23 protein-coding genes are annotated in these 22,109 nt (G+C 70.4%); 17 read left to right on the forward strand and 6 right to left on the reverse strand.

Going from position 1 to position 22,109, the window contains the following annotated elements; translation table 11 throughout:
• The 6 genes from EIZ45_RS44415 to EIZ45_RS44440 all read left to right on the forward strand — a co-directional run.
• A partial coding sequence (locus EIZ45_RS44415) for a hypothetical protein (RefSeq protein WP_134736123.1) occupies positions 1-642 on the forward strand: 642 nt, incomplete at its 5' end.
• A 143-nt stretch (positions 643-785) separates the two neighbouring features.
• The gene (locus tag EIZ45_RS44420) at positions 786-1,043 is read left to right on the forward strand and encodes a hypothetical protein (RefSeq protein ID WP_205670117.1); all 258 of its coding nucleotides are present in this window, start codon (positions 786-788) and stop codon (positions 1,041-1,043) included.
• Positions 1,044-1,151: 108 nt separating this feature from the next.
• Complete coding sequence (locus EIZ45_RS44425) at positions 1,152-1,886, forward strand: hypothetical protein (protein ID WP_134666524.1); 735 nt, start codon at positions 1,152-1,154, stop codon at positions 1,884-1,886.
• A gap of 40 nt (positions 1,887-1,926) precedes the next feature.
• The gene (locus tag EIZ45_RS44430; RefSeq protein WP_134666522.1) at positions 1,927-2,652 is read left to right on the forward strand and encodes a decarboxylase; all 726 of its coding nucleotides are present in this window, start codon (positions 1,927-1,929) and stop codon (positions 2,650-2,652) included.
• A gap of 65 nt (positions 2,653-2,717) precedes the next feature.
• On the forward strand, positions 2,718-3,080 hold the full coding sequence (locus EIZ45_RS44435; protein WP_037819495.1) for a VOC family protein: 363 nt from the start codon (positions 2,718-2,720) through the stop codon (positions 3,078-3,080).
• A 21-nt stretch (positions 3,081-3,101) separates the two neighbouring features.
• Positions 3,102-3,557 carry a MarR family winged helix-turn-helix transcriptional regulator gene (locus EIZ45_RS44440; protein ID WP_304572040.1) on the forward strand — a complete coding sequence of 152 codons (456 nt, stop codon included), beginning with the start codon at positions 3,102-3,104 and terminating at the stop codon, positions 3,555-3,557.
• Here EIZ45_RS44440 and EIZ45_RS46635 read toward each other — a convergent pair whose 3' ends face one another.
• Positions 3,558-4,157, reverse strand: coding sequence for a hypothetical protein (locus EIZ45_RS46635; RefSeq protein ID WP_134666520.1), 600 nt, complete (start codon positions 4,155-4,157; stop codon positions 3,558-3,560).
• A 118-nt stretch (positions 4,158-4,275) separates the two neighbouring features.
• Here EIZ45_RS46635 and lexA point away from each other — a divergent pair, with 118 nt between their 5' ends.
• On the forward strand, positions 4,276-4,929 hold the full coding sequence (gene lexA / locus EIZ45_RS44450; RefSeq protein ID WP_043833424.1) for a transcriptional repressor LexA: 654 nt from the start codon (positions 4,276-4,278) through the stop codon (positions 4,927-4,929).
• Between the two features lie 44 nt (positions 4,930-4,973).
• On the opposite strand, the gene EIZ45_RS44455 is transcribed toward lexA, so the two are convergent.
• Both EIZ45_RS44455 and EIZ45_RS44460 read right to left on the reverse strand, forming a co-directional pair.
• On the reverse strand, positions 4,974-6,233 hold the full coding sequence (locus EIZ45_RS44455; RefSeq protein WP_037819491.1) for a Bcr/CflA family multidrug efflux MFS transporter: 1,260 nt from the start codon (positions 6,231-6,233) through the stop codon (positions 4,974-4,976).
• 104 nt (positions 6,234-6,337) lie between these two features.
• The gene (locus tag EIZ45_RS44460) at positions 6,338-9,475 is read right to left on the reverse strand and encodes a GH92 family glycosyl hydrolase (RefSeq protein WP_240690774.1); all 3,138 of its coding nucleotides are present in this window, start codon (positions 9,473-9,475) and stop codon (positions 6,338-6,340) included.
• A gap of 210 nt (positions 9,476-9,685) precedes the next feature.
• On the opposite strand from EIZ45_RS44460, the gene EIZ45_RS44465 reads away from it, so the two are divergent.
• The 4 genes from EIZ45_RS44465 (at position 9,686) to EIZ45_RS44480 (ending at position 12,975) form a co-directional block, all read left to right on the forward strand.
• Entirely contained in the window at positions 9,686-9,994 is a 309-nt protein-coding gene (locus EIZ45_RS44465; RefSeq protein ID WP_043833428.1) for a cupin domain-containing protein, read from the forward strand.
• Positions 9,995-10,073: 79 nt separating this feature from the next.
• The gene (locus EIZ45_RS44470; RefSeq protein ID WP_037819487.1) at positions 10,074-10,901 is read left to right on the forward strand and encodes a hypothetical protein; all 828 of its coding nucleotides are present in this window, start codon (positions 10,074-10,076) and stop codon (positions 10,899-10,901) included.
• Between the two features lie 57 nt (positions 10,902-10,958).
• Positions 10,959-11,777, forward strand: a complete 819-nt coding sequence (locus tag EIZ45_RS44475) for an LLM class flavin-dependent oxidoreductase (protein WP_134666518.1) — start codon at positions 10,959-10,961, stop codon at positions 11,775-11,777.
• A gap of 175 nt (positions 11,778-11,952) precedes the next feature.
• On the forward strand, positions 11,953-12,975 hold the full coding sequence (locus tag EIZ45_RS44480; protein WP_134666516.1) for an NADPH:quinone reductase: 1,023 nt from the start codon (positions 11,953-11,955) through the stop codon (positions 12,973-12,975).
• On the opposite strand, the gene EIZ45_RS44485 is transcribed toward EIZ45_RS44480, so the two are convergent.
• The gene (locus EIZ45_RS44485) at positions 12,968-13,822 is read right to left on the reverse strand and encodes an SDR family NAD(P)-dependent oxidoreductase (protein WP_134666514.1); all 855 of its coding nucleotides are present in this window, start codon (positions 13,820-13,822) and stop codon (positions 12,968-12,970) included. The genes EIZ45_RS44480 and EIZ45_RS44485 overlap by 8 nt on opposite strands.
• Before the next feature lie 67 nt (positions 13,823-13,889).
• Between EIZ45_RS44485 and EIZ45_RS44490 the strand changes: the two genes are divergently transcribed.
• Positions 13,890-14,498 (forward strand): TetR/AcrR family transcriptional regulator, encoded by a 609-nt coding sequence (locus tag EIZ45_RS44490; RefSeq protein ID WP_134666512.1) that lies wholly within the window; start codon positions 13,890-13,892, stop codon positions 14,496-14,498.
• Here EIZ45_RS44490 and EIZ45_RS44495 read toward each other — a convergent pair.
• Positions 14,482-15,048: a TetR/AcrR family transcriptional regulator gene (locus tag EIZ45_RS44495; protein WP_134666510.1), complete on the reverse strand. Its 567-nt coding sequence runs from the start codon at positions 15,046-15,048 to the stop codon at positions 14,482-14,484. The genes EIZ45_RS44490 and EIZ45_RS44495 overlap by 17 nt on opposite strands.
• Before the next feature lie 83 nt (positions 15,049-15,131).
• On the opposite strand from EIZ45_RS44495, the gene EIZ45_RS44500 reads away from it, so the two are divergent.
• Together EIZ45_RS44500 and EIZ45_RS44505 are read left to right on the forward strand one after the other, a co-directional pair.
• Complete coding sequence (locus EIZ45_RS44500; RefSeq protein ID WP_134666508.1) at positions 15,132-16,049, forward strand: NADP-dependent oxidoreductase; 918 nt, start codon at positions 15,132-15,134, stop codon at positions 16,047-16,049.
• 335 nt (positions 16,050-16,384) lie between these two features.
• On the forward strand, positions 16,385-16,813 hold the full coding sequence (locus EIZ45_RS44505; protein WP_043833439.1) for a DoxX family protein: 429 nt from the start codon (positions 16,385-16,387) through the stop codon (positions 16,811-16,813).
• On the opposite strand, the gene EIZ45_RS44510 is transcribed toward EIZ45_RS44505, so the two are convergent.
• On the reverse strand, positions 16,810-17,850 hold the full coding sequence (locus tag EIZ45_RS44510; protein ID WP_043833441.1) for a LacI family DNA-binding transcriptional regulator: 1,041 nt from the start codon (positions 17,848-17,850) through the stop codon (positions 16,810-16,812). The genes EIZ45_RS44505 and EIZ45_RS44510 overlap by 4 nt on opposite strands.
• Before the next feature lie 118 nt (positions 17,851-17,968).
• On the opposite strand from EIZ45_RS44510, the gene EIZ45_RS44515 reads away from it, so the two are divergent.
• Genes EIZ45_RS44515 through EIZ45_RS44525 form a run of 3 tightly spaced genes read left to right on the forward strand, consistent with a single transcriptional unit; the run spans position 17,969 to position 22,079 of the window.
• Positions 17,969-19,405: a cytosine permease gene (locus tag EIZ45_RS44515; protein WP_051172351.1), complete on the forward strand. Its 1,437-nt coding sequence runs from the start codon at positions 17,969-17,971 to the stop codon at positions 19,403-19,405.
• Positions 19,406-19,425: 20 nt separating this feature from the next.
• Positions 19,426-20,490, forward strand: coding sequence for a C45 family peptidase (locus EIZ45_RS44520; protein WP_134666506.1), 1,065 nt, complete (start codon positions 19,426-19,428; stop codon positions 20,488-20,490).
• Positions 20,487-22,079, forward strand: coding sequence for an amidohydrolase (locus EIZ45_RS44525; protein ID WP_134666504.1), 1,593 nt, complete (start codon positions 20,487-20,489; stop codon positions 22,077-22,079). Before EIZ45_RS44520 ends, EIZ45_RS44525 begins: the two co-directional genes overlap by 4 nt.
• The last annotated feature ends 30 nt before the right edge of the window (positions 22,080-22,109 follow it).

Consider the following 22,109-nt stretch of genomic DNA (forward strand, 5'->3'; position numbering starts at 1 on the left):
GCCGGCGCTGCCGCGAGTTCGCCCGCCGCGCCCGCCTCGCCGTCCGCCGCCGCGCCCGACGCCGCCACCGTCGGCGCGACCGTCAAGGCCGCGATGAAGAAGTCGACCGCGGTCCACGTCAAGGGCACGAAGAGCGAAGACGGCAAGATGAAGGTCGACATGCAGTTCAACAAGGACAGCGTGAGCGGCTCGATCGAGAAGGACGGCGTCGAGGTGCCGGTGCTGCGCGTCGGCGAGAAGGTCTGGATGCGGTTCAGCAAGTCGCTGGTCAAGGAGACCGGGATGCCCGCCGAGGCCGCGGCGATGGTGAACGACAAGTGGGTGTCGCTCGACTCCCCGCTCGCCCAGGGCATGGGCGAGGTCTTCAAGCTGTTCATGGACTTCGACGTCTTCATCGGCTCCATGGCCGACGACGTCGACAAGCCCGGCTACTCCGCGGCCGAGCCCGCCGACGTGGCGGGAACCCCGGCGCTGCGCTACAGGAACGGCAGCCGGACGATCTTCCTCGAAGCCGAGGGCTCCCACCGCCTGCTGCGGCTCGAGTCCCCCTCGGAAGGCACGATGGAATTCAGCGGCTGGGACCAGCCCGTCCCGGCCCAGGCCCCGCCGGCCGCCGAGATCTACTCCGGCCCCGGCTCCTGACCGGACGGCCTCGCGTTCCCGCGCCGTTCGGGAGCGCGAGGCCTTGCGTCCACTGTGGACCGCAGCGTCACGAATCCGCTTTGGGCCGAGATAAGCCGTAACGGACCGCCGACCCGCTCGACCCCGCGGCCATCAAGGCGGCGATGAAGAAATCGACCGCGGTCCACGTCAAGGGCACGGTCAACAGCGGCGGCGACATCAAGATCGACCTGCAGCTCAACAAGGACAGCGTCAGCGGCTCGATCGAGAAGGACGGCGTCGAGGTCCCCGTGCTGCGCGTCGGCGACAAGATCTGGATGCGGTCCAGCAAGTCGCTCACCAAGAAGGCCGGACTGCCCGCCGCGGCCGCCGCGATGGTGAACGACAAGCGGGTGTCGCTCGACTCCGGCCCCGGTTCCTGACCAGACAGCCTCGCGTCCACTGTGGACCGTAGCCGTAACGAACCGCCGGACCGGGCGATAAGCGGATGCGCCCGGGGGTGTCCCAGGCCTGTCCCGAACGGAAACCGCATGACTCGCCCGGTCCCAAACCGTCTCCTCCTGCGCTGCGGTGCCATTGCGGCCGCGCTCGCGTGCGCTGCCTGCTCCGGTTCCGGAGGGAGTCCAACCCTGCCGCTGGTCAGCGCGGCGGCGAGTTCGCCGGTCAAGCCGTTCGACGCGCCGCCCGATGCCGCGACGGTCGGGGACACCGTCGCGAACGAACTGGGCATGGCCAGGGCGGTCCACCTCAAAGGCACGAGCGCCGACGGCCTCACCGTCGACCTGCAGCTCAACCACGACAGTGCGAGCGGTTCGATCGAGAAGGACGGCGCGCCGCTGTCGCTGGTGCGCGTCGGCGACAAGGTGTGGATCAAAGTCACCGCCGCGCTGGCCAAGATCACCGGACTGTCCGCCCGAGCCATGTCGACGATGGACGGCAAATGGCTGCCGGCGGACGCTCCGCTGCTCCACGGCCGTGGCGCGAAGTTGAAGGACCTCCTGGACTGCGACTCCTTCCTCGACTCCGCCGCCGACGAGCTCGGCCAGCCCGGTTACTCCGCGGGCGAACTCGTCGACCTGGAGGGCACTCCGGCGGTGCGCTACCGGAACGGCAGCAAGGCGATCTACCTCGGGCGCTTCGGGACGACCTACTCCCTGATGCGGTACGAGTCCCCGCGGGACGGGGCGCTGGACCTCGACCTGGGCGACCCCCACCCGGCCAAGGCCCCCTCCGCCGACGAGATCTACTCCGGTCCCGGCTCCTGAAGTTCTGCCGTCCGGGCGAACGAGTGCGACACTGCCCGAGATGATCGGTCTGCTGTATCCCACTCGCGATTGCGCCGAGGACGACTTCACCGCCCTCGCCGGATGCCTGGACGCCCGGCCCGGCGTGGAGTTCGCCTACGTCCCCTGGGCGCGGCGCGTCGTCGAGCGGGAGAACGTCCAGACCGCCGTGCGCGAGCTGAGCGAGCCGGACCGGCTGGTCCAGACGGCGGCGAAGTTCACGACGTCCCCGCGCGTGGTCAGCTGGGCGTGCGCGAGCTGCAGTTTCCTCGACGGCGTCGCCGTGGCCAAGACGCAGACCGGTGCCCTGACGGACGCGCTGGGCGTCCCGGCGAGCAGCACGTCGCTGGCGTTTCTCGCCGCCGCGCACCGGCTCGGACTCAAGCGGATCTCGCTCGCCTCGGTGTACGCGCCGGACATCACCGACGCGTTCTCGGCGTTCCTTGCCGAGGAAGACATCGCGACTGTGCACGCCGTGTCGGCCGATGCCGGTTCGGACCGCGATCTGGCGGCGTGGGACAGCGGCCGCATCCGCGAACTGGTCGATTCCGCGGCCTCGCCGGACGCCCAGGCCGTCCTGCTCCCGGAGACCGCCCTGCACACCGCGCCGCTGCTCGCCGAACTCGAAAACCGGGCGGGCAAACCCGTGCTGACCGCGACACAGGTGACGCTCTGGCACTGCCTCACCCTGCTCGGCCGGCCTGCCGCCGGACCGGGTCTCGGCACGCTGCTCGCCCACCCGCATTGACCGTCCACTGTGGACAAACAAGATCCCGGGCATAACCGCGGCCGATCGCGGGTAATTCCCCGATCATGAGCAGCCACCTGATCGCCGTCACCGTCGACTGCCGAGACGCCGACGCACTCGCCGAATTCTGGCGGGAAGCGCTGGGCTACCCGCCTGCCGAGCGGTGGCCGGACAGCCACGGACTCACCTACGTCGAACTGAAAGCGCCGGACCGGCCGTCGCTGCTGTTCCAGCCGGTGCCCGAGGGGAAGACCGTCAAGAACCGGCTGCACCTGGACATCGCGCCGGACACCGTGGAACAGCGCGACGAAGTGGCCCGCCTCGTCACCCTTGGCGCGAAAGTCGTGGAAGATCCGGAGAACGACCACTGGATCGTGCTGAAAGACCCCGAAGACAACGAATTCTGCGTCCTCCCCCGGCGGTCCTGACCCCGCGCTACGATCGCCGCCGTGCCCGACCCCCGAATGCCCGCGCACCCCGACCTCGGCATGCTCGCCGGGCGGTTGCTGTTCGCGGTGCAGCGGGAACTGTTCACCGCGCTGGCCGCCGAGGGTTTCGCCGACCTGAGCCCCCGGCACGGCGCGGTGCTCGCCTACCTCGGCCCGGACGGCGCCCGCGCGACCGAACTGTCCCGCCTCTCCGGACGGCGCAAGCAGGTCATCGGCACGATGGTCGACGAACTCGCGACGCTCGGCTACGTCGAACGCCGCCCCGACCCGGCCGACCGGCGGGCGAAACTCGTCTGCCCGACCGAACGCGGAGAAGCCATGATCGCGGCCTCGACCCGCATTCTCGCCGGGATCGAGGACCGGCACGCCCAGCGCCTCGGCCAGGCCGAGTACGCCGAGTTCAAGCGGGTGCTCACCGAGGTCACAGACGAGCAGCGGCACTTCGCCGGACAGTGATCACTGGCCCGGCCAATTCTGCTGCGGCGGGCCGGAGGCGGGCCATTGCCCCGGCATCGGCTGCTGCGGATACGGCTGCTGGGGATACTGCGGCTGCTGCGGGTACTGCTGCGGCATTCCCGGAGCGCCGTACTGCTGCGGATACTGCTGTCCCATCGGATACTGCGGCATCCCCGGAACTGGTGCCCCGTAAGGCATTCCGTATCCCACGGGCGGAGGCGTCTTCGCGGACACCGCGGGCAGCCACAGCACCACCGCCAGGATCGTGATCACGCCGAACGCGACGCTCGCGTCCCAGGAATGGACATCCACGAGCGAGACGAGCGCGCACAGCAGCTGCACCGGCGCGGCCCAGAGCAACCTCCGCCCGACCGCTTGCCGACGCGCGAAAATCATCCCCACGCCGACCAGCACCACAATCGCCAGCAAGCCGTACAGCCCCGACGCGTAAGTGGCGACACCGGCGTATTTTCCGCCGCTCGCGAGATGGAAGATCGACCACAATCCCCCGCGTGCCGCGTAGATCTCCAGCAGTGCGAGGACCACCGCCACCGCGATCCCGATCCCCGTCACCCTCGGCCGCACTGCCGGCTGAGTCATCCCCGGTCCCCTCCGTCACCCTCCGGAGGGAACACTCTACCAAGCGCATCCACCGTCCACAGTGGAACAACCGCCCCGGCCCCGGCGACCGGCCCGCCCGCCGTCTACGATCGGCCCCGTGACCGCCTACGACGACGTCTTCGACGACCTGGACGCTTCGGCCCTGCCCGAGCGGCAGCAGCGCATCCTCGCCACCATCCGGGACTGGGTGGGCAGGCACGGATACTCGCCGAGCACGCGCGAGATCGGCGAAGCGGTCGGGCTGCGGTCGACGTCCTCGGTGTCGAAGCATCTCGCCGCGCTGGAGGACAAGGGGTTCCTGCGGCGCAGCCCCACCGTCTCCCGCCCGATCGACGTGCGCGCCTTCCTCGGCGACCTGCCCACGCGCGAAAGCAGCGACTCCGTGCCGGTGCCGGTGGTCGGCGACATCGCGGCGGGCACGCCGATCTCCGCGCAGGAGCACGTGGACGACGTCATGCAGCTGCCGCGCGGGCTCACCGGCCGCGGCACCGTGTTCGGGCTGCGCGTGCGCGGCGATTCGATGGTCGACGCGGCGATCTGCGACGGCGACATCGTCGTGGTCAAGCAGCAGCCCGAGGCGCATTCGGGCCAGATCGTCGCCGCGATGATCGACGAGGAGGCGACGGTCAAGGTCTACCGCCGCCGTGACGGGCACGTCTACCTCGAGCCCCGCAACCCGGCCTACGACGTGATCGACGGCGACCGGGCCACGGTGCTCGGCGTGGTCGTCTCGGTGCTCCGCAGCATGTGAGCGGCGATGCCGGGGCGCACCGGCACCGCCACCCACGAGCCACCTCAGTCGACGGCCACCGGGACCCGGGTGTCGGCCAGCACCTCCGGCTCGGCCGCCCGGCCCTGCCACGGCCGCGCGACCAGCCACAGCACCAGGCCGGACACCACCAGTCCGCCGAACATCACCGTGGCCATCGCGACCGCGTTGTTGCCCAGCAGGCCGACCACCGGCGACACCGCCGCGCCGACGCCGAACTGCACCGCGCCCAGCAGCGACGCCGCGGTCCCGGCGTTGTCGCCATGCGCGTCGAGCGCGACCGCCGGCGCGTTCGGCAGGATCAGCCCGGCGAAGAACAGCACCACCCACACCGGCACCGCGACGCCGAACATGCCGCCGAAGCCGGTCAGCGCGGTCGCCAGCAGCACCGCGGCCGAGGCCGCCGCCGCGACGCTCGCGAAAAGCAGCACCTGGTGCGGTTCGAACCGGTTCATCAGCCGGGCGTTGACCTGCGTCGCGGCGATCAGCCACACCGCGCTCGCCCCGAACATCAGGCCGAACTGCTGCTGGTCGAGCCCGTACTGCTGCTGGAACACGAACGACCCGCCGCTGACGAACGCGAACAGCCCGGCCATCGCGAACCCGGCCACCAGCACCAGCCCGACGAACGAGCGGTCGGTGAACAGCGTCCGGTAGGACCGCATGGTCGCGCGGACCTTGAACGGCTGCCGCCGCGCGGGCGGCAGGGTCTCCGGCAGCGCCAGCGCCGCCGCGACGCCGCTCGCCAGCCCGATCGCGGCGAGCGCCACGAACACCCCGCGCCAGTGCGTCCACGCCAGCAGCGCGCTGCCGAGCGTCGGGGCCAGCACCGGGGACACGCCCATCACCAGGATGAGCTTGGACAGCAGTTTCGCCGCGGCGCGATCGGTGTAGAGGTCGCGCACCACGGCCAGCGCCAGCACCGCGCCCGCCGAGGCGCCCAGCCCCTGCAGCACGCGCGCCGCGCTCAGCAGCTCGACCGTCGGCGCCACCAGGCACAGCAGCGACGCGAGCACGTGGATCGCGCTTCCCGCGACGAGCGGGATCCGCCGCCCCATCGCGTCCGAGAGCGGGCCGGCGATCAGCTGGCCCAGGCCGAGCCCCAGCACCGTTCCGGTGAGGGTCAGCTGGATCGTAGACTCCGTCGTCAACAGTTCGCGGGTGATGTCCGGCAGAGCCGGCAGATACATGTCGATGGACAGCGGCCCCAGTGCCACCAGAACGCCCAGCACGAGCACCAGCTTCAGCTGGCTCCCGGCTTTCGGCGCTTCGCGTGTTTCGTTCACGCCACTCCCCTTCGTCGTGAGCACGCCAGTGACTTACGACGAAGGGGGCCGAGAAATTCCGGAACCCCCGAACAGATCACACCTGGGAATCCCGCTTGACAAACTCAGCCGAGGCCGAGAGCGAATACGTGGAGGTCCGGATCGGACGGGAGCGTCACCGTCGCGATCTTCTTGCCCGCCGGGATTTCCAGCGGCGACGTCGCGTAGACCGAGGCGCCGATTCCCTGGCCGCCGGGCTGATTCCGGTACGCGGTGCGGGCCACGAGCGTATTGCCGAACACTGGTTCGGTTTTTCCGCCCGGCAACACCCAGTCACCGAACGAAAGATCGGCGGTCGCCGTCGTGCCGTCGGTGAACGCGACCGTCGCGCTCCCGCGATGGTCTCCGTTCGTCGCCGAACCGACGAAAAGCAGGCGGGCGGCTGAAGTTCCACCTAGATCGAGCTTCTGCCCGGACGGCACCGCATTGTCCGGACGGCCGGACGGGGCAGCGGGCCAAACGAACGTCGTGCCCGCCGCGTGTCCGGTCGAACCCGGAGCGAGACCGGCGTCCGCCAGCGCTTTCCGCGAATAGCTGTTCCCGGCGCCGTCGAAATTCGCCGATCCGCCGTCGCCGTCGTCGGAAATCCCGGCATTGCCGAAGGTCGCGGCGAGGCTTCCCTTCGGCGCGACCAAAACAATTACCGAGGAAGAAACGGTATGTCCGGCTCCGCGCAATGTCACCGGCACTTCGTAGTAACCCGCGCGAGTGCCCGCCGCCGCGGTCACGGTCAGGTCCGTTTTCCCGCCGCCGGTGTGGTTGTCGAGCCACACCGAACGTGGTCCGGACACGGTGATTCCGGCGGGCGCCGACGTCGAGAGGTTGAGCGCGCGCAGGTGCCCGCCGAGCCGCTGGCCGTTCACCGCAACGGTGCCGGAGCCGCCCGGTTCGAGGGTCACCTGGTTGGCGACCGAGCCGACGAACGGTTCCTCGTTGTCCCGATAGGACGGTGGTTGCGTGTTCGCCGCCCAGTTCCGGTCCGGCTGCGCGGACAGCGCGAAGTCGAGCCGACCGCCGTTGCGCGCGAGATCTTGCGGCAGCGACGTCCGGTCCCACCGGTGCCCGTTCAGCGCGAGGCCATGGACGTACTGCGTGGTCGTCGAGGCTCCCGGCGCGCGGATGTCCAGCGTGCGGCCGCCGGGCAGGGTCAGCACCGCGCGCTCGAACAGCGGGCTGTGCACGGTGAGGTCCGGCGTGCCCGGAGTCGACGGGTACAGGCCCAGCGCGGCCCAGACGTACCAGGACGATTGCGCGCCGAGGTCGTCGTTTCCGGGCTCTCCGTCCGGCGTCGCGCTGAACAGCGTGGTCGCGATCCGGCGCACCACCTCTTGGGTCTTCCACGGCTGGCCGACGTGGTTGTACATCCAGGGAACGCCGAAGTCGGGCTCGTTGCCCGCCCACATGTACGGCTCGTTCGGGCCGACGTTGAGCTTCTGGAAGAACGTGTCGAGCCGAGCGGACACCGCCGCCGGACCGCCCATCGCGGTCACCAGCCCGGCCGTGTCCTGCGGCACGAGCCAGGTGTACTGCGCGGCGTTGCCCTCGTCGAAACCGTCCTGGCCGAAGGTGCCGGGCGCGGGCGGCTGGTAGGCCGGGCCGTCCGGGAACCGGCCGTCCTGGCCGCGCGGCTGGAGGTAGCCGGTCGCCGGGTTGAACAGGTGCTGCCAGTTCTGGCCGCGTTTCGCGAAGTCGCGGGCGACGCCGCGGTCGCCGATCGCGCCCGCGAACTGGGATATGGCGAAGTCGTCGATCGCCCATTCCAGGGTGATCGAGGCGCCGACGCGGGCGTGGTCGCCGCGGGAGGCGTCGTTGTTGGGCAGGTAGCCGCGGGCGACGTAATCCGCGATCCCCCGGCGTTCCTGGTACGCGCCGGGCGTCTCGTCCACCGACGTCGCGCCCTTGACCAGGTACTTCAGCGCGGTCTTGACGTCGAAGTCGCGTGCGCCGAAAGCGTAGAGGCTCGACAGCAGCGCGACCGAGCTGTCGCCGGTCATCTGCCCGGTGTAGCCGTTGGCCATCGGCCAGCGCGGCCACCAGCCGCCCTGGACCGCGTCGTTGGTCAGCGACTGCGCCATGTCGCTGGCTTCCTTCGGGAACAGCATGCCGTGCAGGGGCGCGAGCGAGCGGTAGGTATCCCAGTCGGAGAAGTTGGCATACTGCGAATGCCCGGCCGGGAGCGTGCGGACCTGGTTGTCGAAGCCGAGGTAGCGGCCGTCGGCGTCGTTGAACGTGTTGGGGTGCATCAGGCCGTGGTAGAGCGCGGTGTAGAACGTCTTGAGCTGCGCGGAGTCCTTGCCCGCCACGCGGATCCGGCCGAGTGCGTCGCGCCAGGCGTCCTTGGTGCCCTTGCGCATCGCGGCGAAGTCCCAGCCGGGGGTCATGTTCTTCTTCGCGCCCTGAACGTCCACATAGGACATCGAGACCTTCGCGTGGACCACGCCGGCGTCGCCGAACGTCAGGTACGCCCCGGCTTTCGGCGCGTCGACCTGGTCGCTGCCGGGCTGGACGGTTTTGCCGTCCCAGGTGCCGTGCGCGGTGAACGGACGGTCGAAGGTGATGTCGTAGAAGACGGTGTACTTGTTCGGCTTTCCGCAGAAATGGCCGGTCGTCGCCTGGCCGCTGACCTCGCGGTCGCCGGTGATCCGCAGCCCCGCCGCGGAGTTGCCCGCCAGGCTCGCGCCGCCCTTCACGAGCACCTGCGCGTTCTGCCCCGCCGGGAAGGTGAACGCCGCCATCCCCGTGCGGGTGGTCGCCGTCAGCTCGGTGCGCACGCCGGAATCGGGGAACGTGACCGCGTAGTAGCCGGGTTCAGCCTGCTCGCCGTCGTGGGTGAAGCGCTCGACCCGGTCCCACGGTTTCGCCCCGACCTCGCCGGTGACCGGCAGGATCGGGACGTCGCCGAACGCGTTGCAGCCGACCGACGCGTGGTCGAGGCTGAAACCGCGGATCTTGTCGCTGTGGTACTGGTAGCCGGCGTAGGACCCGTCGGTGTCCGGCGAGAACTGCATCATCCCGAACGGCGCGGCGGGCCCGGGAAAGTTGTTGATCTCGCCGACCGAGGTGCCGCCGCGGCCGGTCCCGATGAGCGGATCCACATACGCCGCCGGATCGCCGACCAGGGCCGCCTGCGGCGCGGCCGCCGCGACGGTCCCCGCTCCGACGACCGCCGCCGTCGCCAACGCTGCCACGACTGAGTACCGCACGGCACCTCCCAGACCTCGTGTTGTCCGACCTTTCCGGCTCGCGGGCGGCGAGGTCAACCGGATGACAGAGATCTGGCCGGTTTCGACCGGACAGACATCCGACCGGCGGCACGGCAGACTCCTGCGGAGGTCCGTACGGGAATCGGATTCCGTCCGGGGTTTCCGCACAGACCTGCGCTTCGCGTGCCTGCCGGGCTAACCTCGACGGACATGACAGAACCTGCCACCCGGGACGTCGAGGGCTACGAGGTCGGCTCCGGCGTCTCCGTCATCCGCGAATACGAAACCGAGCCCGGCAGCGGACCGCGGCTGCACCGGCATCCCTACCGCGAAACCTTCGTCATCCAGCGCGGGCGCGCGTTGTTCACCATCGGCGAGGAGCAGCGCGAGGGCGTCGCCGGGGAAGTGCTCATCGCTCCGGCGAACACCCCGCACAAGTTCGTTTCCCTCGGTCCCGAACCCTACGAGGCGGTGCACATCCACGAGAACGACCGGTTCGTCACCGAGTGGCTGGAGTGAGGTCGAGCCGCATTTGTACGTCCCGTGTATCCCGTTCGGCGATGCTCGGCCCGGACCGACCAGGACCGGGAGGACACGGATGCTCAGGAAACTCGCAGTGCTCACCGCCGGAGCCGCGGCGGCGGCCACGGTCGCCGTCGCCGTTCCGGGCGTCGCCGCGGCGCTGCCGGCGGCGAACATGGAGGCCGTGCTGCTCGCGGCCCAGATCGACCCGCAGCGCGCCGACAGCACGCAGACCCCGGGCGCGCACGACAGCGTCCTGCTGGTCGAGAAGGCGCTGCAGGCGAAGGGGCTGCTGGACGCCAAGTACGTCGACGGCTACTTCGGCACCACCACGATCGACGCTTACTCGAAATACCAGAAATCCCTTGGCTACACCGGAATCGACGCGTCCGGCCTGCCCGGCAAGACGTCGCTGGAGAAGCTCGGCTCCGGCAAGTACACGGTGTCGAACGTCGTGTCCGCGGGCAGCCACGTGACTTACCACGGCGTCACGCTGAACACGCGCACCAAGGCGATGCTCCAGGCGGCGGAGAAGCTGTTCGGCAAGGACGTCGGCCTCACCCAGGGTTCGTACAACCCGGGCGGCGTCGGCGCGTCGGCCGGAACGCACGACGGCGGCGGCGCTTTCGACGTTTCGGTGGCGAACATGTCCTCGGCGACCCGCACTGAATTCGCCAAGGATCTCCGGAAAGTCGGGTTCGCGGCCTGGGTGCGCACGCCTTCGCAGGGCGACTGGGGCTACCACATCCACGCGATCGCGGTGAACGACCCGGATCTGTCCTCGGGCGCGCAGCACCAGGTCGGCGCCTACTACCTCGGGCAGAACGGCCTCGCCAACCACGGCAAGGACGACGGCCCCGCGGTCAACCCGAAGCTGACCTGGGAGCAGTACCAGCGCGGCTGACTCACCCGGCTGCCGCATTTGCTGGCGCGAGTGCGGCAGCCGTGGTTTTCTGGTGCCATGGCGGGAAAAACATTTCGGTTCGGGGTCGTCGCGGCAGCGCAGGAGGGCGGCGCGAAATGGCGCGAAACGGCCCGTCGCGCGGAGGATCTCGGATATTCGACCCTGCTGTCGCCGGACAATCTCCGTCTCCCCACCCCGACCGCGGCGCTGGCCGTCGCGGCGGCGGTGACGACCGAACTGCGGGTCGGCACGTTCGTCTACGTCAGCCCGCTGCGCACGCCGCGCGCGGCCGCGTGGGAGGCGCACAGCCTCAGCGTGCTCACCGAGCGCCGGTTCGAGATGGGCATCGGAACCGGGATCCCGCCGATGCGCGAGGCCGCCGCCGAACTGGGCCTGCCGTACGGCACCGGCCCGGAGCGGCTGGCCCAGGTGTCGGACACGATCTCGCACCTGCGCCGCCTCGACGGTGACGCGCACACGCCGGTGATGGTCGCCGCGGGCGGACCGAAAGCCCGGCGGATGGCCGGGGAACGGGCAGACATCGTCACCCTCGCGAGCAGCGTCCTCGCGACCCGTGCCGAGACCGCGGAATACGCCGCCGAGATCCGCTCGGCGGCGGGCGGACGGGACGTTGAACTGGCGATGAACATTTTCGTCGTCGGGGAAGAGATCCCGCCGTGGATCCGCGGTTTCATCGGGCACGACCACGAAACCCTCGTCGAGCACGACTCCCTCACCCTCCTGCGCGGCGGACCGGCCGCGATGGCCGACGAGCTGCAGCGGCGGCGGGAGGAGCTCGGGGTGTCGTACTACAGCGTGAACGGCGCGTTCATCGAGGACTTCGCGCCGGTGATCGCGCGGCTCGCCGGACGCTGATCCGCCCGGCCGCGGATTCCTTCCGTGCAGGTTCGTGAGGGGAACCCTGAGGGAATCTGGTTCCCTCAGGGTTCCCCTCACGTACGTTCACCGGGGTCACGCGGCCCGGGTACCCGCGCCGCACGCTGCTCAGCCCGGCGGGAATAGCCGCGCCGGCCGGGGCATTGCACCGAGGGTGAAAGCTGTGACCTACCGCCAGTTCGGCGGCCCGGAAGTGCTGACGTTGTCCGAACTCGCCGTGCCCGAGCCGGGGCCGGGCGAGGTGCGCGTGCGGATCGTCGTGTCCGCGGTGAACCCGACCGACTGGAAGGCTCGCTCCGGCTCCCGCTTCGGCGCCGAGGCGGAGTTGTCCGTGCCCAATCAGGACGGGGCGGGCGTCGTGGACGCGGTCGGCGCCGGGGTGGACGGATTCTCCGTGGGCGACCGGGTGTGGCTGCTGCTGGCCGCCGCGCACTCGCCGACGTCCGGGACCGCGCAGGAGTACACCGTGCTTCCGGCGGACCGGCTCGTCCGGCTCCCCGACGAGTCCGGCTTCGACGAGGGCGCCGCCTTCGCGATCCCGGCGCTCACCGCGCACCGCGCGCTCACCGTCGCGGAGGACGGACCGCAGCGGCTCGCTCCGAATGCGTTGGCGGGTAAGACGATTCTCGTCAGCGGCGGCGCGGGCGCGGTCGGCAACGCCGCGATCCAGCTGGCGCGCTGGGCCGGAGCGACCGTGATCGCCACGGTCAGCACCGAGGACAAGGCAGCGCTCGCGCGCGCCGCCGGTGCGCAGCATGTCGTGCGGTACACCGAAGGAGACGTCGCCGCCGCGATCCGGGAAATCGCGCCGGACGGGGTCGACGTGATCGTGGAGGTCGCCGTCGGCGTGAACGCTCCCCTGCACGCCGCGGTTCTCCGCCCGCGCGGGGTGGTCGCGGCCTACGGCGACGACCGCGGCACCGGGACCGTGACTGTCGACTTTGGACAGAACGTCTTCCTCAACAGCCGCTACCAGTTCCTGGTGCTCTACACCGTCGGCTGGGACCGGCTGCGCGCCGGCGCGGAAGACCTGAACGCCGCCCTGCGCGACGGCGGGCTCCGGCTCGGACCCGATCACGGACTCCCCGTGCACCGGTTCCCGCTGGCGGAAACCGCTCGCGCGCACGAGGCGTCGGAGAAGGGCGTCACCGGGAAGGTGCTGATCGACGTCAGCTGAACACCGGCTCGACCCCGGTCAGCTCCACGCTCGCCGCCCACGCCCGGGCGGCGGCTTCGGGGTCCGCGTACGGCCCGCGCACCGGCTCCGGCCGGGGCTTTCCCTTGAGCCCGAACACGCGCGGACCCCAGATCTGACCACTGTGGACATCCGGACCGGCCGCCGCCCGCACCGCTGGCCGCGCGCCGCCGTCCTTGCCCTGCAAGGCAATGCGCGCGAGACTCAGCTTGCTGCTCCGCACATGCAGCGGCGGCCGGTCCGGCGTCAGGCTGTCCAGCGCTCCGCCCGGATGCGCGACGACACTCAGCCTGCTGCTGCCAGCCGCGCGCAGCCGCCGATCCAGCTCCAGCGCGAAGAGCGTTTGCGCGAGCTTCGACCGCTCGTACGCGGTTTTCGGCTGATAATCCCGCTTGCTCTGCAGATCGTCGAAATTGAGCTTCGCTGACTTCGCCGCGAAACTGCCCATGGTCACGATCCTCGCCCCCGGCTTCAACCGGTCCTGAAGCGCCGCGGTCAGCGCGAAATGCCCGAGATGGTTGACCCCGAACGTCATCTCGTGGCCGTCCTTGGTTTCCCGCCGCTCCGGCCCTTCGAGATACACCCCCGCGTTCAGCACGACCGCGTCGAGTTCCCCGACCTCGATCCCCTTCACCGACGCCAGATCGGCAAGGTCCAGCCGCGCCCACGACGCGCGCACCCCCGGGACCCGCTCGCGCAGCACCCGCAGCGCGACCTCCGCCTTGGCCGCGTCCCGGCTGCCGAGCACCACCTCCACCCCCGCCTCGGCCAGCTGCTCCGCGACGAAGTAGCCGATCCCCGCGTTTCCCCCGGTCACCAGCACCGTCATGACACCCTCCTAAAACTGAAGTGATTTCAACTTTAGACCCATTTCAGCTTTGGGGTAGCCTGGGGTGGTGGTCAACACAGGACGACGCGAACGCCGCAAGCTCGAAACCCGCCGCAGGCTGGACGAGGTCGCGCTGCGACTGTTCCTGGAGCACGGCTACGACGGGGTGACCGTCGCGCAGATCGCCGAAGAGGCCGACCTCTCCGTCGCGACCCTTTTCGCGCACGTCCCGGACGGCAAAGACGCCCTGATCTTCGACGACGGCTCGGAACGCCGAGCCGGAATCGTCGCCGCGGTCCGCGATCGCGCCCCCGGCGAACCGGTTCTCACGGCCCTGCACAAATTCTTCGCCGCCCGAGGCCCGTACTCGACGGACATCCCGCCGGAGCACGCCCCGAAACGGGACCTGATCGTGCAGACGCCCGCCTTGCGCGAGTACGCGCGTCGCCTATGGCATTCCTGCGAACCCGAGCTGACCGCCGCGTTGGCCGACGAAAGCGATCTGCCGCCAGACGACCCGGCAATCCGGGCTTTGGCACGGTTCGTGCTGGAGATCCCGGATCTCACTGGTACCGCACCGGATCCCGCTGCCGCCTTGGCGTCGGTATTCGCGCTGCTGGAATCCGGATGGCCGCCGCGGTCTCAACCCGCGAACACCCTCACCAAGCAGCACTGACCTCGCTCACTTCGGCGAGCACTTCCCTTACCAGCGAAGCGAAATCCGCGCCGCTCGTCCCGATCCATTCGTCGTGCGCGATTTCCCAGGCGAGCCCGCCCAGTTTCGCGGCCACCTGTGCGGTCCGGCCTGGGACGCCGCGACGTTCGAGCGCCTCGATCATCGAATCGACCAGACCGATCCGTTTGCGCGCTTCACGTTCCCGCAATTCCGGATTGGCGTCCAGTACCGCCTGACGCCGGGCGCTGAACTCGCGCCGGTCGCCGGCGAAGAACTCGCTGCCGAGCACGTCCAACGCATGCGTCACCGCCTCGAGCGGCCCGGCCGAGGGCGGCGCCGCGGCGATCGCGTCGACGAGCAGGCCGGTCAGCGCGCTTCCGCCGAAGAGCACCTCGCGCTTGTCCGGGAAGTGCCGGAAGAAGGTGCTCTTGGTGAGGCCCGCGCGCTCCGCGATCTCGATCACGGTCGTGTTCTCGTAGCCGCGCTCCTCGAACAGGTCGAGGGCCGCGGCGGCGAGCCGTCCTGGTGCGTCGGGTTGCCAGCGAGCCATGGGAGCAGTCTACGGGACTTGGTCTCGTCACTGCGGTACGGTTGATGAGACCAAGTCCCATCACTGCCCGAGGAGAACCCCCGATGAGCAAAGCCGTCCGTTACCGCCGATTCGGCGGACTCGACGTCCTCGACCTGGAGGAGGTGCCCGAGCCGCACGCCGGACCGGACGAGGTCCGCGTCCGCGTCACGTCCGCCGGGCTGAATCCGATGGACTGGCAGATCGCCGCCCGGCCGGAAATGGCCGCGCGGTTCGGCATCGCCCTGCCCGCCGGATTCGGCAGCGATTTCGCCGGAGTGGTGGACGAAACAGGAGCCGGAGCCTCCGGTTTCGCCGTGGGCGACCGGGTGTTCGGGGGCGCGATCGGGCGATCCGTCGCCGATTTCGTCCTGGTCAAGACTCCCGCCACGACTCTGTGGCGCACCCCGGAGGGCATCAGCGACGAGGTGGCGAGCACGCTTCCGGTGGCTGGTCTGACGGCCTCCGCCGCACTCGCCGCGATCGGGCTTCGCACCGGGGACACCGTCCTGATCGGCGGGGCGGCGGGCGGCGTCGGCATCTTCGCCGTGCAACTGGCGAAACTGGCCGGTGCCCGGGTGCTCGGCACTGCTTCCGAGCGCACGTTCGGCTTCCTGCGCGAACTCGGCGCCGAACCCGTCGCATACGGCCCCGGCCTCGCGGATCGGGTGCGCGCTTTGGCCCCCGAAGGGATCACCGCGGCGACCGACCTGTTCGGCAGGGAAACGGCCGAGACCGCGCTCGAACTCGGCGTGGCTCCCGAACGGATCTCCACCGTCGCCGACGGGCCCGCCCTGCCGGGCGTGCGCGCGACGGGTGCGTTCGATGCGAAATCCGGTGCCCTCGAACGAATTACCGACGCGATCCGCAGTGGCGAGCTCACCGTGCCGATCGCGGCGGTCTTTCCGGTCGAGCAGATCCGCGAGGCGGTGACGATGCAGGCCGGACGGCACGTCCACGGCAAGATCGTGGTCGCACTGTGAACCGTTGACACAGCGCCGAAAAACCAAGTCCGGACTTGGTTTTCGGACCCCCGCCCGCCGCTGGGCATCCGGCGCACTCCCGCCAGCAGACGCCGGAAACGCCGTTCCCCCCAACGGACCCGCCGCTTCCCCGAACCGGACGCCGCCCCCTTCACCAGCCGTTACCACACGCCGCGGATCGGACGGAACCTGACTTTCGCAGGTATCGGAGAGACTCCGGTCACCGGTATACCTTGACACCGGTCCAGGAAAGGTCTGGACCACTCTGCGGACCGGTACTGGTGTCCGAACGGACGTCGCCGCCGTCCGCCCGAGTCGTCCTATGTGGAGGCATCATGCACCGGCTGGACGCGGCACAGGATTACGCGCTCGGTTTGTTCCGCATCGTCGTCGGGTTCCTCTTCGCCTGCCACGGCGTGAAATCGCTGTTCGGAGTGCTCGGCGCGCACAGCGCGGCGCAGGTCGGCTCCTGGCCGGGCTGGTGGGCCGCGCTCATCCAGCTCGTCGCGGGCGGGCTCGTCCTGCTCGGCGTCGCCACCCGCGTCGCGGCGCTGATCGGATCGGGGTCGATGGCGTACGCCTACTTCTCCGTCCACCTGCCGCAAGGCATTTTCCCCATCGAGAACGGCGGCGAAGCGGCCGCGATGTTCTGCTGGGCGCTGCTGCTCATCGCGTTCACCGGCCCCGGCCGGCTCGCGCTCAGCGGGGCGCTTTCGGCGCTGCGGCCGCGGGATTCGCGCGTCGGAGCGGTCCCGCACGCCTAGCGGAACACCGACTGTCCCCGGGTCGATCCGCGCACGATCAGCTCGTACTCCGCCGGCCCGGGGACCGGCGGCTCGATCCCCTCGACCCGATCGGCGAGCACCGCGACCGCGGTCCGGGCCAGCTGCACCGGCCGCAGATCGACCGCGGTGATCGGCGGGACGCCCGACCGGGTGTGCTCGGAATCGGAATCCGCGCCGCAGGCGATGCGCACGTCGCCGGGCACCGCCAAGCCCCGCGCCAGCGCGGCGGCCCGCACCCCGGCGGCGTGCCGACCGGTCTGGCAGTACACCGCGTCCGGCGGCGAAGCCAGCGCGAACAGTTCCTCCCCCGCCTCGCGGCCGCCCGCCTCCCCCGCGACCTCCGCGCGCCGCACCGCCAGCGGCTGCTGCCCGCGAGCGCGAACCCAGTCCAGGTAAGCCTTTTCGGCGTCCAGGTTCCATTCGTTGCGGTCGGTGCCCAGCACCGCCGCGACCCGCGTCCCGCCCGCCGCGGCCAGGTGGTCGAGCACCTCGGCGACGATCCGCCCGGTGCCGAGGTCGAGGTAGTCCGGCGACGCGGGCCGCGCCGGGTCCCGCCCGACGCCGAGGAACGGCACGCATTCGCGGTCCAGCATGGTGATCAGCGGATCGTTCTCGACCGGTTCGGTGATCAGGAACCCGTCGCAGGCGAGCCCGACCGCGGGCGCGTCGGCGCGCGTCGGGTCCGGCACCAGCATCAGGCCGTACCCGCGTTCCACCGCGGCCAGCGCGGCCGATCCGGCGAACCGCAGGAAGTAGTCGACGCCCTCCAGGAACGCGGTGTCCGACGGGTCGAGCGGCCGCACCACGAGCCCGAGCACCCCGAGCCTGCTGGACCGCAGCCCGCGCGCGACCGTGTCCGGCCGGTAGCCCAGCTCGCGCGCCGCCTCCCGCACCCGCTCCGCGGTCTCGGCCGCGACCGTCCCGTTCCCGCTGAAGGCATGCGACACCGTCGTCGGCGAGACCCCGGCGCGGCGGGCGACGTCCTTGATGGTCGCCCGCGTTCTTTTCCCGGCCATGACGCAGCAGCCTAACCTCGCCCAAATCGTTTTGGAACAGGGTTCGCGGAGAGCATTGCCCAAATCGATTTGGGTCCTTACCGTGGCCCGAGTCGATTCCCCGGTCCGGAGGTTCGCCATGACCGCTCCCGCCACCCCGCCCGTGTCGCCCGGCACGTCCGCCCCGCCCCCGCCCCGGTCCGGGCGCGGCCCGCGGGTGGAGGCCCACGGCATCGACGTCATCGGCGACGACGAACGGCACGGCCGCGCCCGTGACCTGTTCGGGGTGTGGGCCGCGCCCAACGTCAGCTACCTCAGCCTGGTCGTCGGCGGCGCGCTGGTGCTCAGCGGATTGAGCCTGCCGCAGGCGCTCGCGGTGATCGTCGTGGGCAACCTGTGCTGGGTGCTGGTCGGGCTGGTCTCGGTCAGCGGCCCGGCGGCGGGCGCACCGAGCGAGGTCATCATGCGGGCGATGTTCGGCACCCGGGGCAACCGCTTCGTGATCGGCCTGAACGGCTGGCTCGTTTCGGTCTGCTACGTGGCGTTGAGCTGGTCCGCCGCGTCAGTGACCGCGTTCAGCCTGTGCGCGCGGCTCGGCATCGAACTGAACACCCTGGGCAAAGTCCTCGTGATCGTCGCGATCGCCGCCGCGACGCTGGTGATCAGCGTCTACGGCCACTCCGTGATCGTGCGCCTCTACCTGCCCCTGGCGATCGTGACGACCGCGGTTTTCCTGGTACTGGGCGGATTCCTGATCCGGCACACCGCGTGGAGCTACCAGCCCCCGACGCCGCTGCACGGAGTCGCGCTGTGGGCGGCGCTGGCCGGCGGTGTTGCGTTGGTGGCGTCAGCTTCCTTGTCCTACAACAACAGTGCGGACTTCGCGCGGTATCTCCCCCGCGACACCAAACCGTTCGCCGTCGCCGCCTGGACCGCCGCCGGAGCGTTCCTGCCGAGCATCGTGTTCACCGCGCTCGGCGCGTTCGCCGCGACCACTTTGGACATGAGCGATCCGCAAGCCGCGCTGGAATCCGTGCTGCCGCCGTGGTTCACGCCGATCTTCCTGATCGCGGTGATCCTCGGCGCGATCGCCAACAACGCGATGACCGTGTACAGCTCCGGCCTCGCGCTGCAAGCGATCGGCGTCCGCCTGCGCCGCTCCCGCAGCGTTCTGCTGGACGGCACCGCCGGCGTGCTGCTGACCCTGTACGCCTTGCTCGTGTCGGATTTCCTCAAGGCAGTCAACGACATGATGCAGCTGATGGTCGTCGTGCTCGGCCCGATGATGGCGATCTACGTGACCGACCTTCTGCTGCGCCGCAACCGCTACGACGGCCACGCCCTCGCCGACGAACGCCGCGGCGGCCCGTTCTGGTACGTCGGCGGCGTGCACTGGGCCGGAATCGCCGCGCTCGTCCTCGGTGCGACGGCTTCGGCGTCCTGCCTGGCCGTTCCCGGGATGTACACCGGGTTCCTGGCGAGCGCGGCCGGCGGAATTGACTTCTCGCTGCCAGCGGGAATGCTGATCGCTGCCGGCGTCTACCTGCTCGCCGGCCGCCCCCGCGCCACCGCCTGACCTCGACCGCAAGGAACGCGATGCACCTGCTCGTCAACGACCCGGACCCGCACGCCCGCGGAGTTTCCCGCGGCGCCCAGCTGCGCGAGGGCCTGACCGATGCGCTGGAGCTGTATCTGCGCTGGTTCGCCACCCTCGGCCGCACCGAACAGCAAATCCGCACCGACGCGCTCCGGCTGCTGGACAACGTCGCCGCCTGGCGGAGCCGCTACGCCGACGAGATCGAGGGCATCGCCGCGGGCGCCGGGATCGAACTGTGGCAGGCCGCTGCGCTCAACGGCCGTACCGAGATCATCGCCGCCGCACCGAGCACCCAGCCGGAGTGCTCAACCCTCGTGCGCGTTCCCGATTCCGGCTCCCCGTACGGCATTCAAACCTGGGACTGGCACATCGAGCTCGCGGAATGCTGGCACACGCAGGAAGTGCGCGGCACGCGGTACGCCTTCGCCGGGATCACCGAACACGGCATCCTCGGCAAGATCGGCGTCAACAGCGCCGGTCTCGGGCTGTTCTTCAACATCCTCGGCCACCAGGACGACTCCGCCGCGGGAATCCCGGTCCACGTGCTGGCCGCGGCCGTCCTCGGCGAAGCAGGCAGCATCGCCGAAGCTCTCGACCTGCTGCGAACAGCCCCGATCCGCACGTCCGGAGCCTTCACGCTGCTCGATCCCGGCACGGCAGTCTGCGCCGAGCTGAGCCCGGCCGGAGTAACCGCCCTCGACCCCGAAGCAGGTTTCCTGGTGCACACCAATCACTTTCTCGACCCCGACGCCGCCGCCCGCGAGAAACGCGGGCTCTTCGAACCGGATTCCCAGCTGAGGCACGCCATGATGACCACCCGGTTGCAGGATTACCCGACGCCCGCGCACGCGGTCGACCTCGTCGCCTTCCTCCGTTCCGAACCCGGCGAACCGAAGTTGTGCTGCGTCCCGGACGCGGACGCCGCATTCGGCGACCGGTGGGCGACGCTGGCCACCGTCCTGATCGAACCGGCCGCCAAAACCGTGCGCGTGCACGCGGGCAGCCCGAACACGGTGACCGATTGGCGTCCGTTCGTCGCGGCGGAGACGGTGGTGGCCCGATGACGCCAGTGCACTACCGCGGCGGCCGGATCTTCACCGCGAGCGCGTCCGGCTGGGCGGAATCCATGGTCGTCCGCGGCGAAACCATCGAATACGTAGGCAGCACCGCCGAAGCTGACCGGATCGAAGCGCGGGTGGTCGACCTGGACGGGGCCTTCGTGCTCCCCGGTTTCGTCGACGCGCACACCCATCTGGTCATGATGGGCGAAGCGCTGGAGCAAGTGGATCTGTTCTCCGCCACTTCGCCCGAAGACATCCAGCACCGGCTCGCCCGCGCCGCCGCGGACGATCCGGCCGCACCCCGGATCCTCGGCCGCAGCTGGCTTTTCGACGCACTCGGCGAGCAAGCGCCGCACCGGAACCTGATCGACGCGGTGGTCCCGGACCGTCCGGTCTACCTCGCCGCCAACGACGTCCACTCCGCGTGGGTGAACAGCGCCGCGCTGCGCGAGCTGGGCATCGACCGCGACACGCCCGACCCGCTCGACGGCCGCATCGGGCGCGACGCGTCCGGCGAACCGGACGGCATGCTCTACGAAACCGCTGCGCTGCAACTGATGCGGCACTTCCTCGACGAGCAGACCAGCGACGCCGACCGCGACCGCGCACTGGCATCGGCGTTCAGGCACTACCTCGCGGACGGCGTCACGACCGCGGTCGACATGGCGCTCTCCGAGAGCGAGCTCGCCGCGCTGGAACGGGCTCTCGACGGCGGGCGGCTTCCCCTGCGCGTCGCCGGGCACTGGCTGATCGAGCGCACCGGGAACACCGAGGACGACCTCCGCCAGGTCGAGCGCGCGGCGGAGTTGAGCGCGCGGCTGTCCGGGCCGTGGCTGCGGGTGGCCGGGATCAAGGTGATGGTCGACGGAGTCATCGACACTTGTACCGCGGCGATGAAAAAGCCCTTCGCGGACGGCAGCCACCCCGGCCCGTTGTGGCCGTTGGAAGCACTGGCCCCGGTCGTCGCGGCGGCGGACGCGGCCGGGTTGCAGGTCGCGATGCACGCGATCGGCGACGAAGCGTCGGACATCGCGCTGTCCGCGCTGGAGCACGCGATCGAGGTCAACGGCCCGCGCGACCGGCGGCATCGCCTCGAACATCTGGAGACCGTGGCCCCGGAAAACGTCCAGCGACTGGCGAAACTCGGTGCGGTCGCGTCGATGCAGCCGGTGCACGCGGACCCGGCGATCCAAGACAACTGGCGCGCGATGCTGGGCGACGACCGCGTACAGCGCGGCTACCCGTGGCCGGAAATGACCGCCGCCGGCGCCGTCCTCGCGTTCGGCTCCGACGCCCCGACCGCGCCTCATCCGCCGCTCCCGAACATGTACGTCGCGACGACCCGTCGGTCCGCGCTGAACCCTGACCTGGAACCCAACCTGCCGGAATACGCCCTGCCCCTGGCGGAAGCGCTCGCGCACGGCACCCGCGACGCCGCGTACGCGTGCCGATGGGAAGACCTGACCGGACAGCTCGCGCCGGGCTTGGCCGCGGATTTCGTTGTGCTGGACGTCGATCCGTTCACCGAAGCACCGGACGCCCTGCTGCGGGCCCGGGTGCGGCAGACGTTCGTGGCGGGCAAATCCGATTGACGGCTTCGCCGGAGGTGGGCAGGGTGGTGA

Origin of the sequence: Amycolatopsis sp. CFH S0740 (assembly GCF_004522315.1) — a bacterium.
GTDB classification, from domain to species: Bacteria; Actinomycetota; Actinomycetes; order Mycobacteriales; family Pseudonocardiaceae; genus Amycolatopsis; species Amycolatopsis nivea.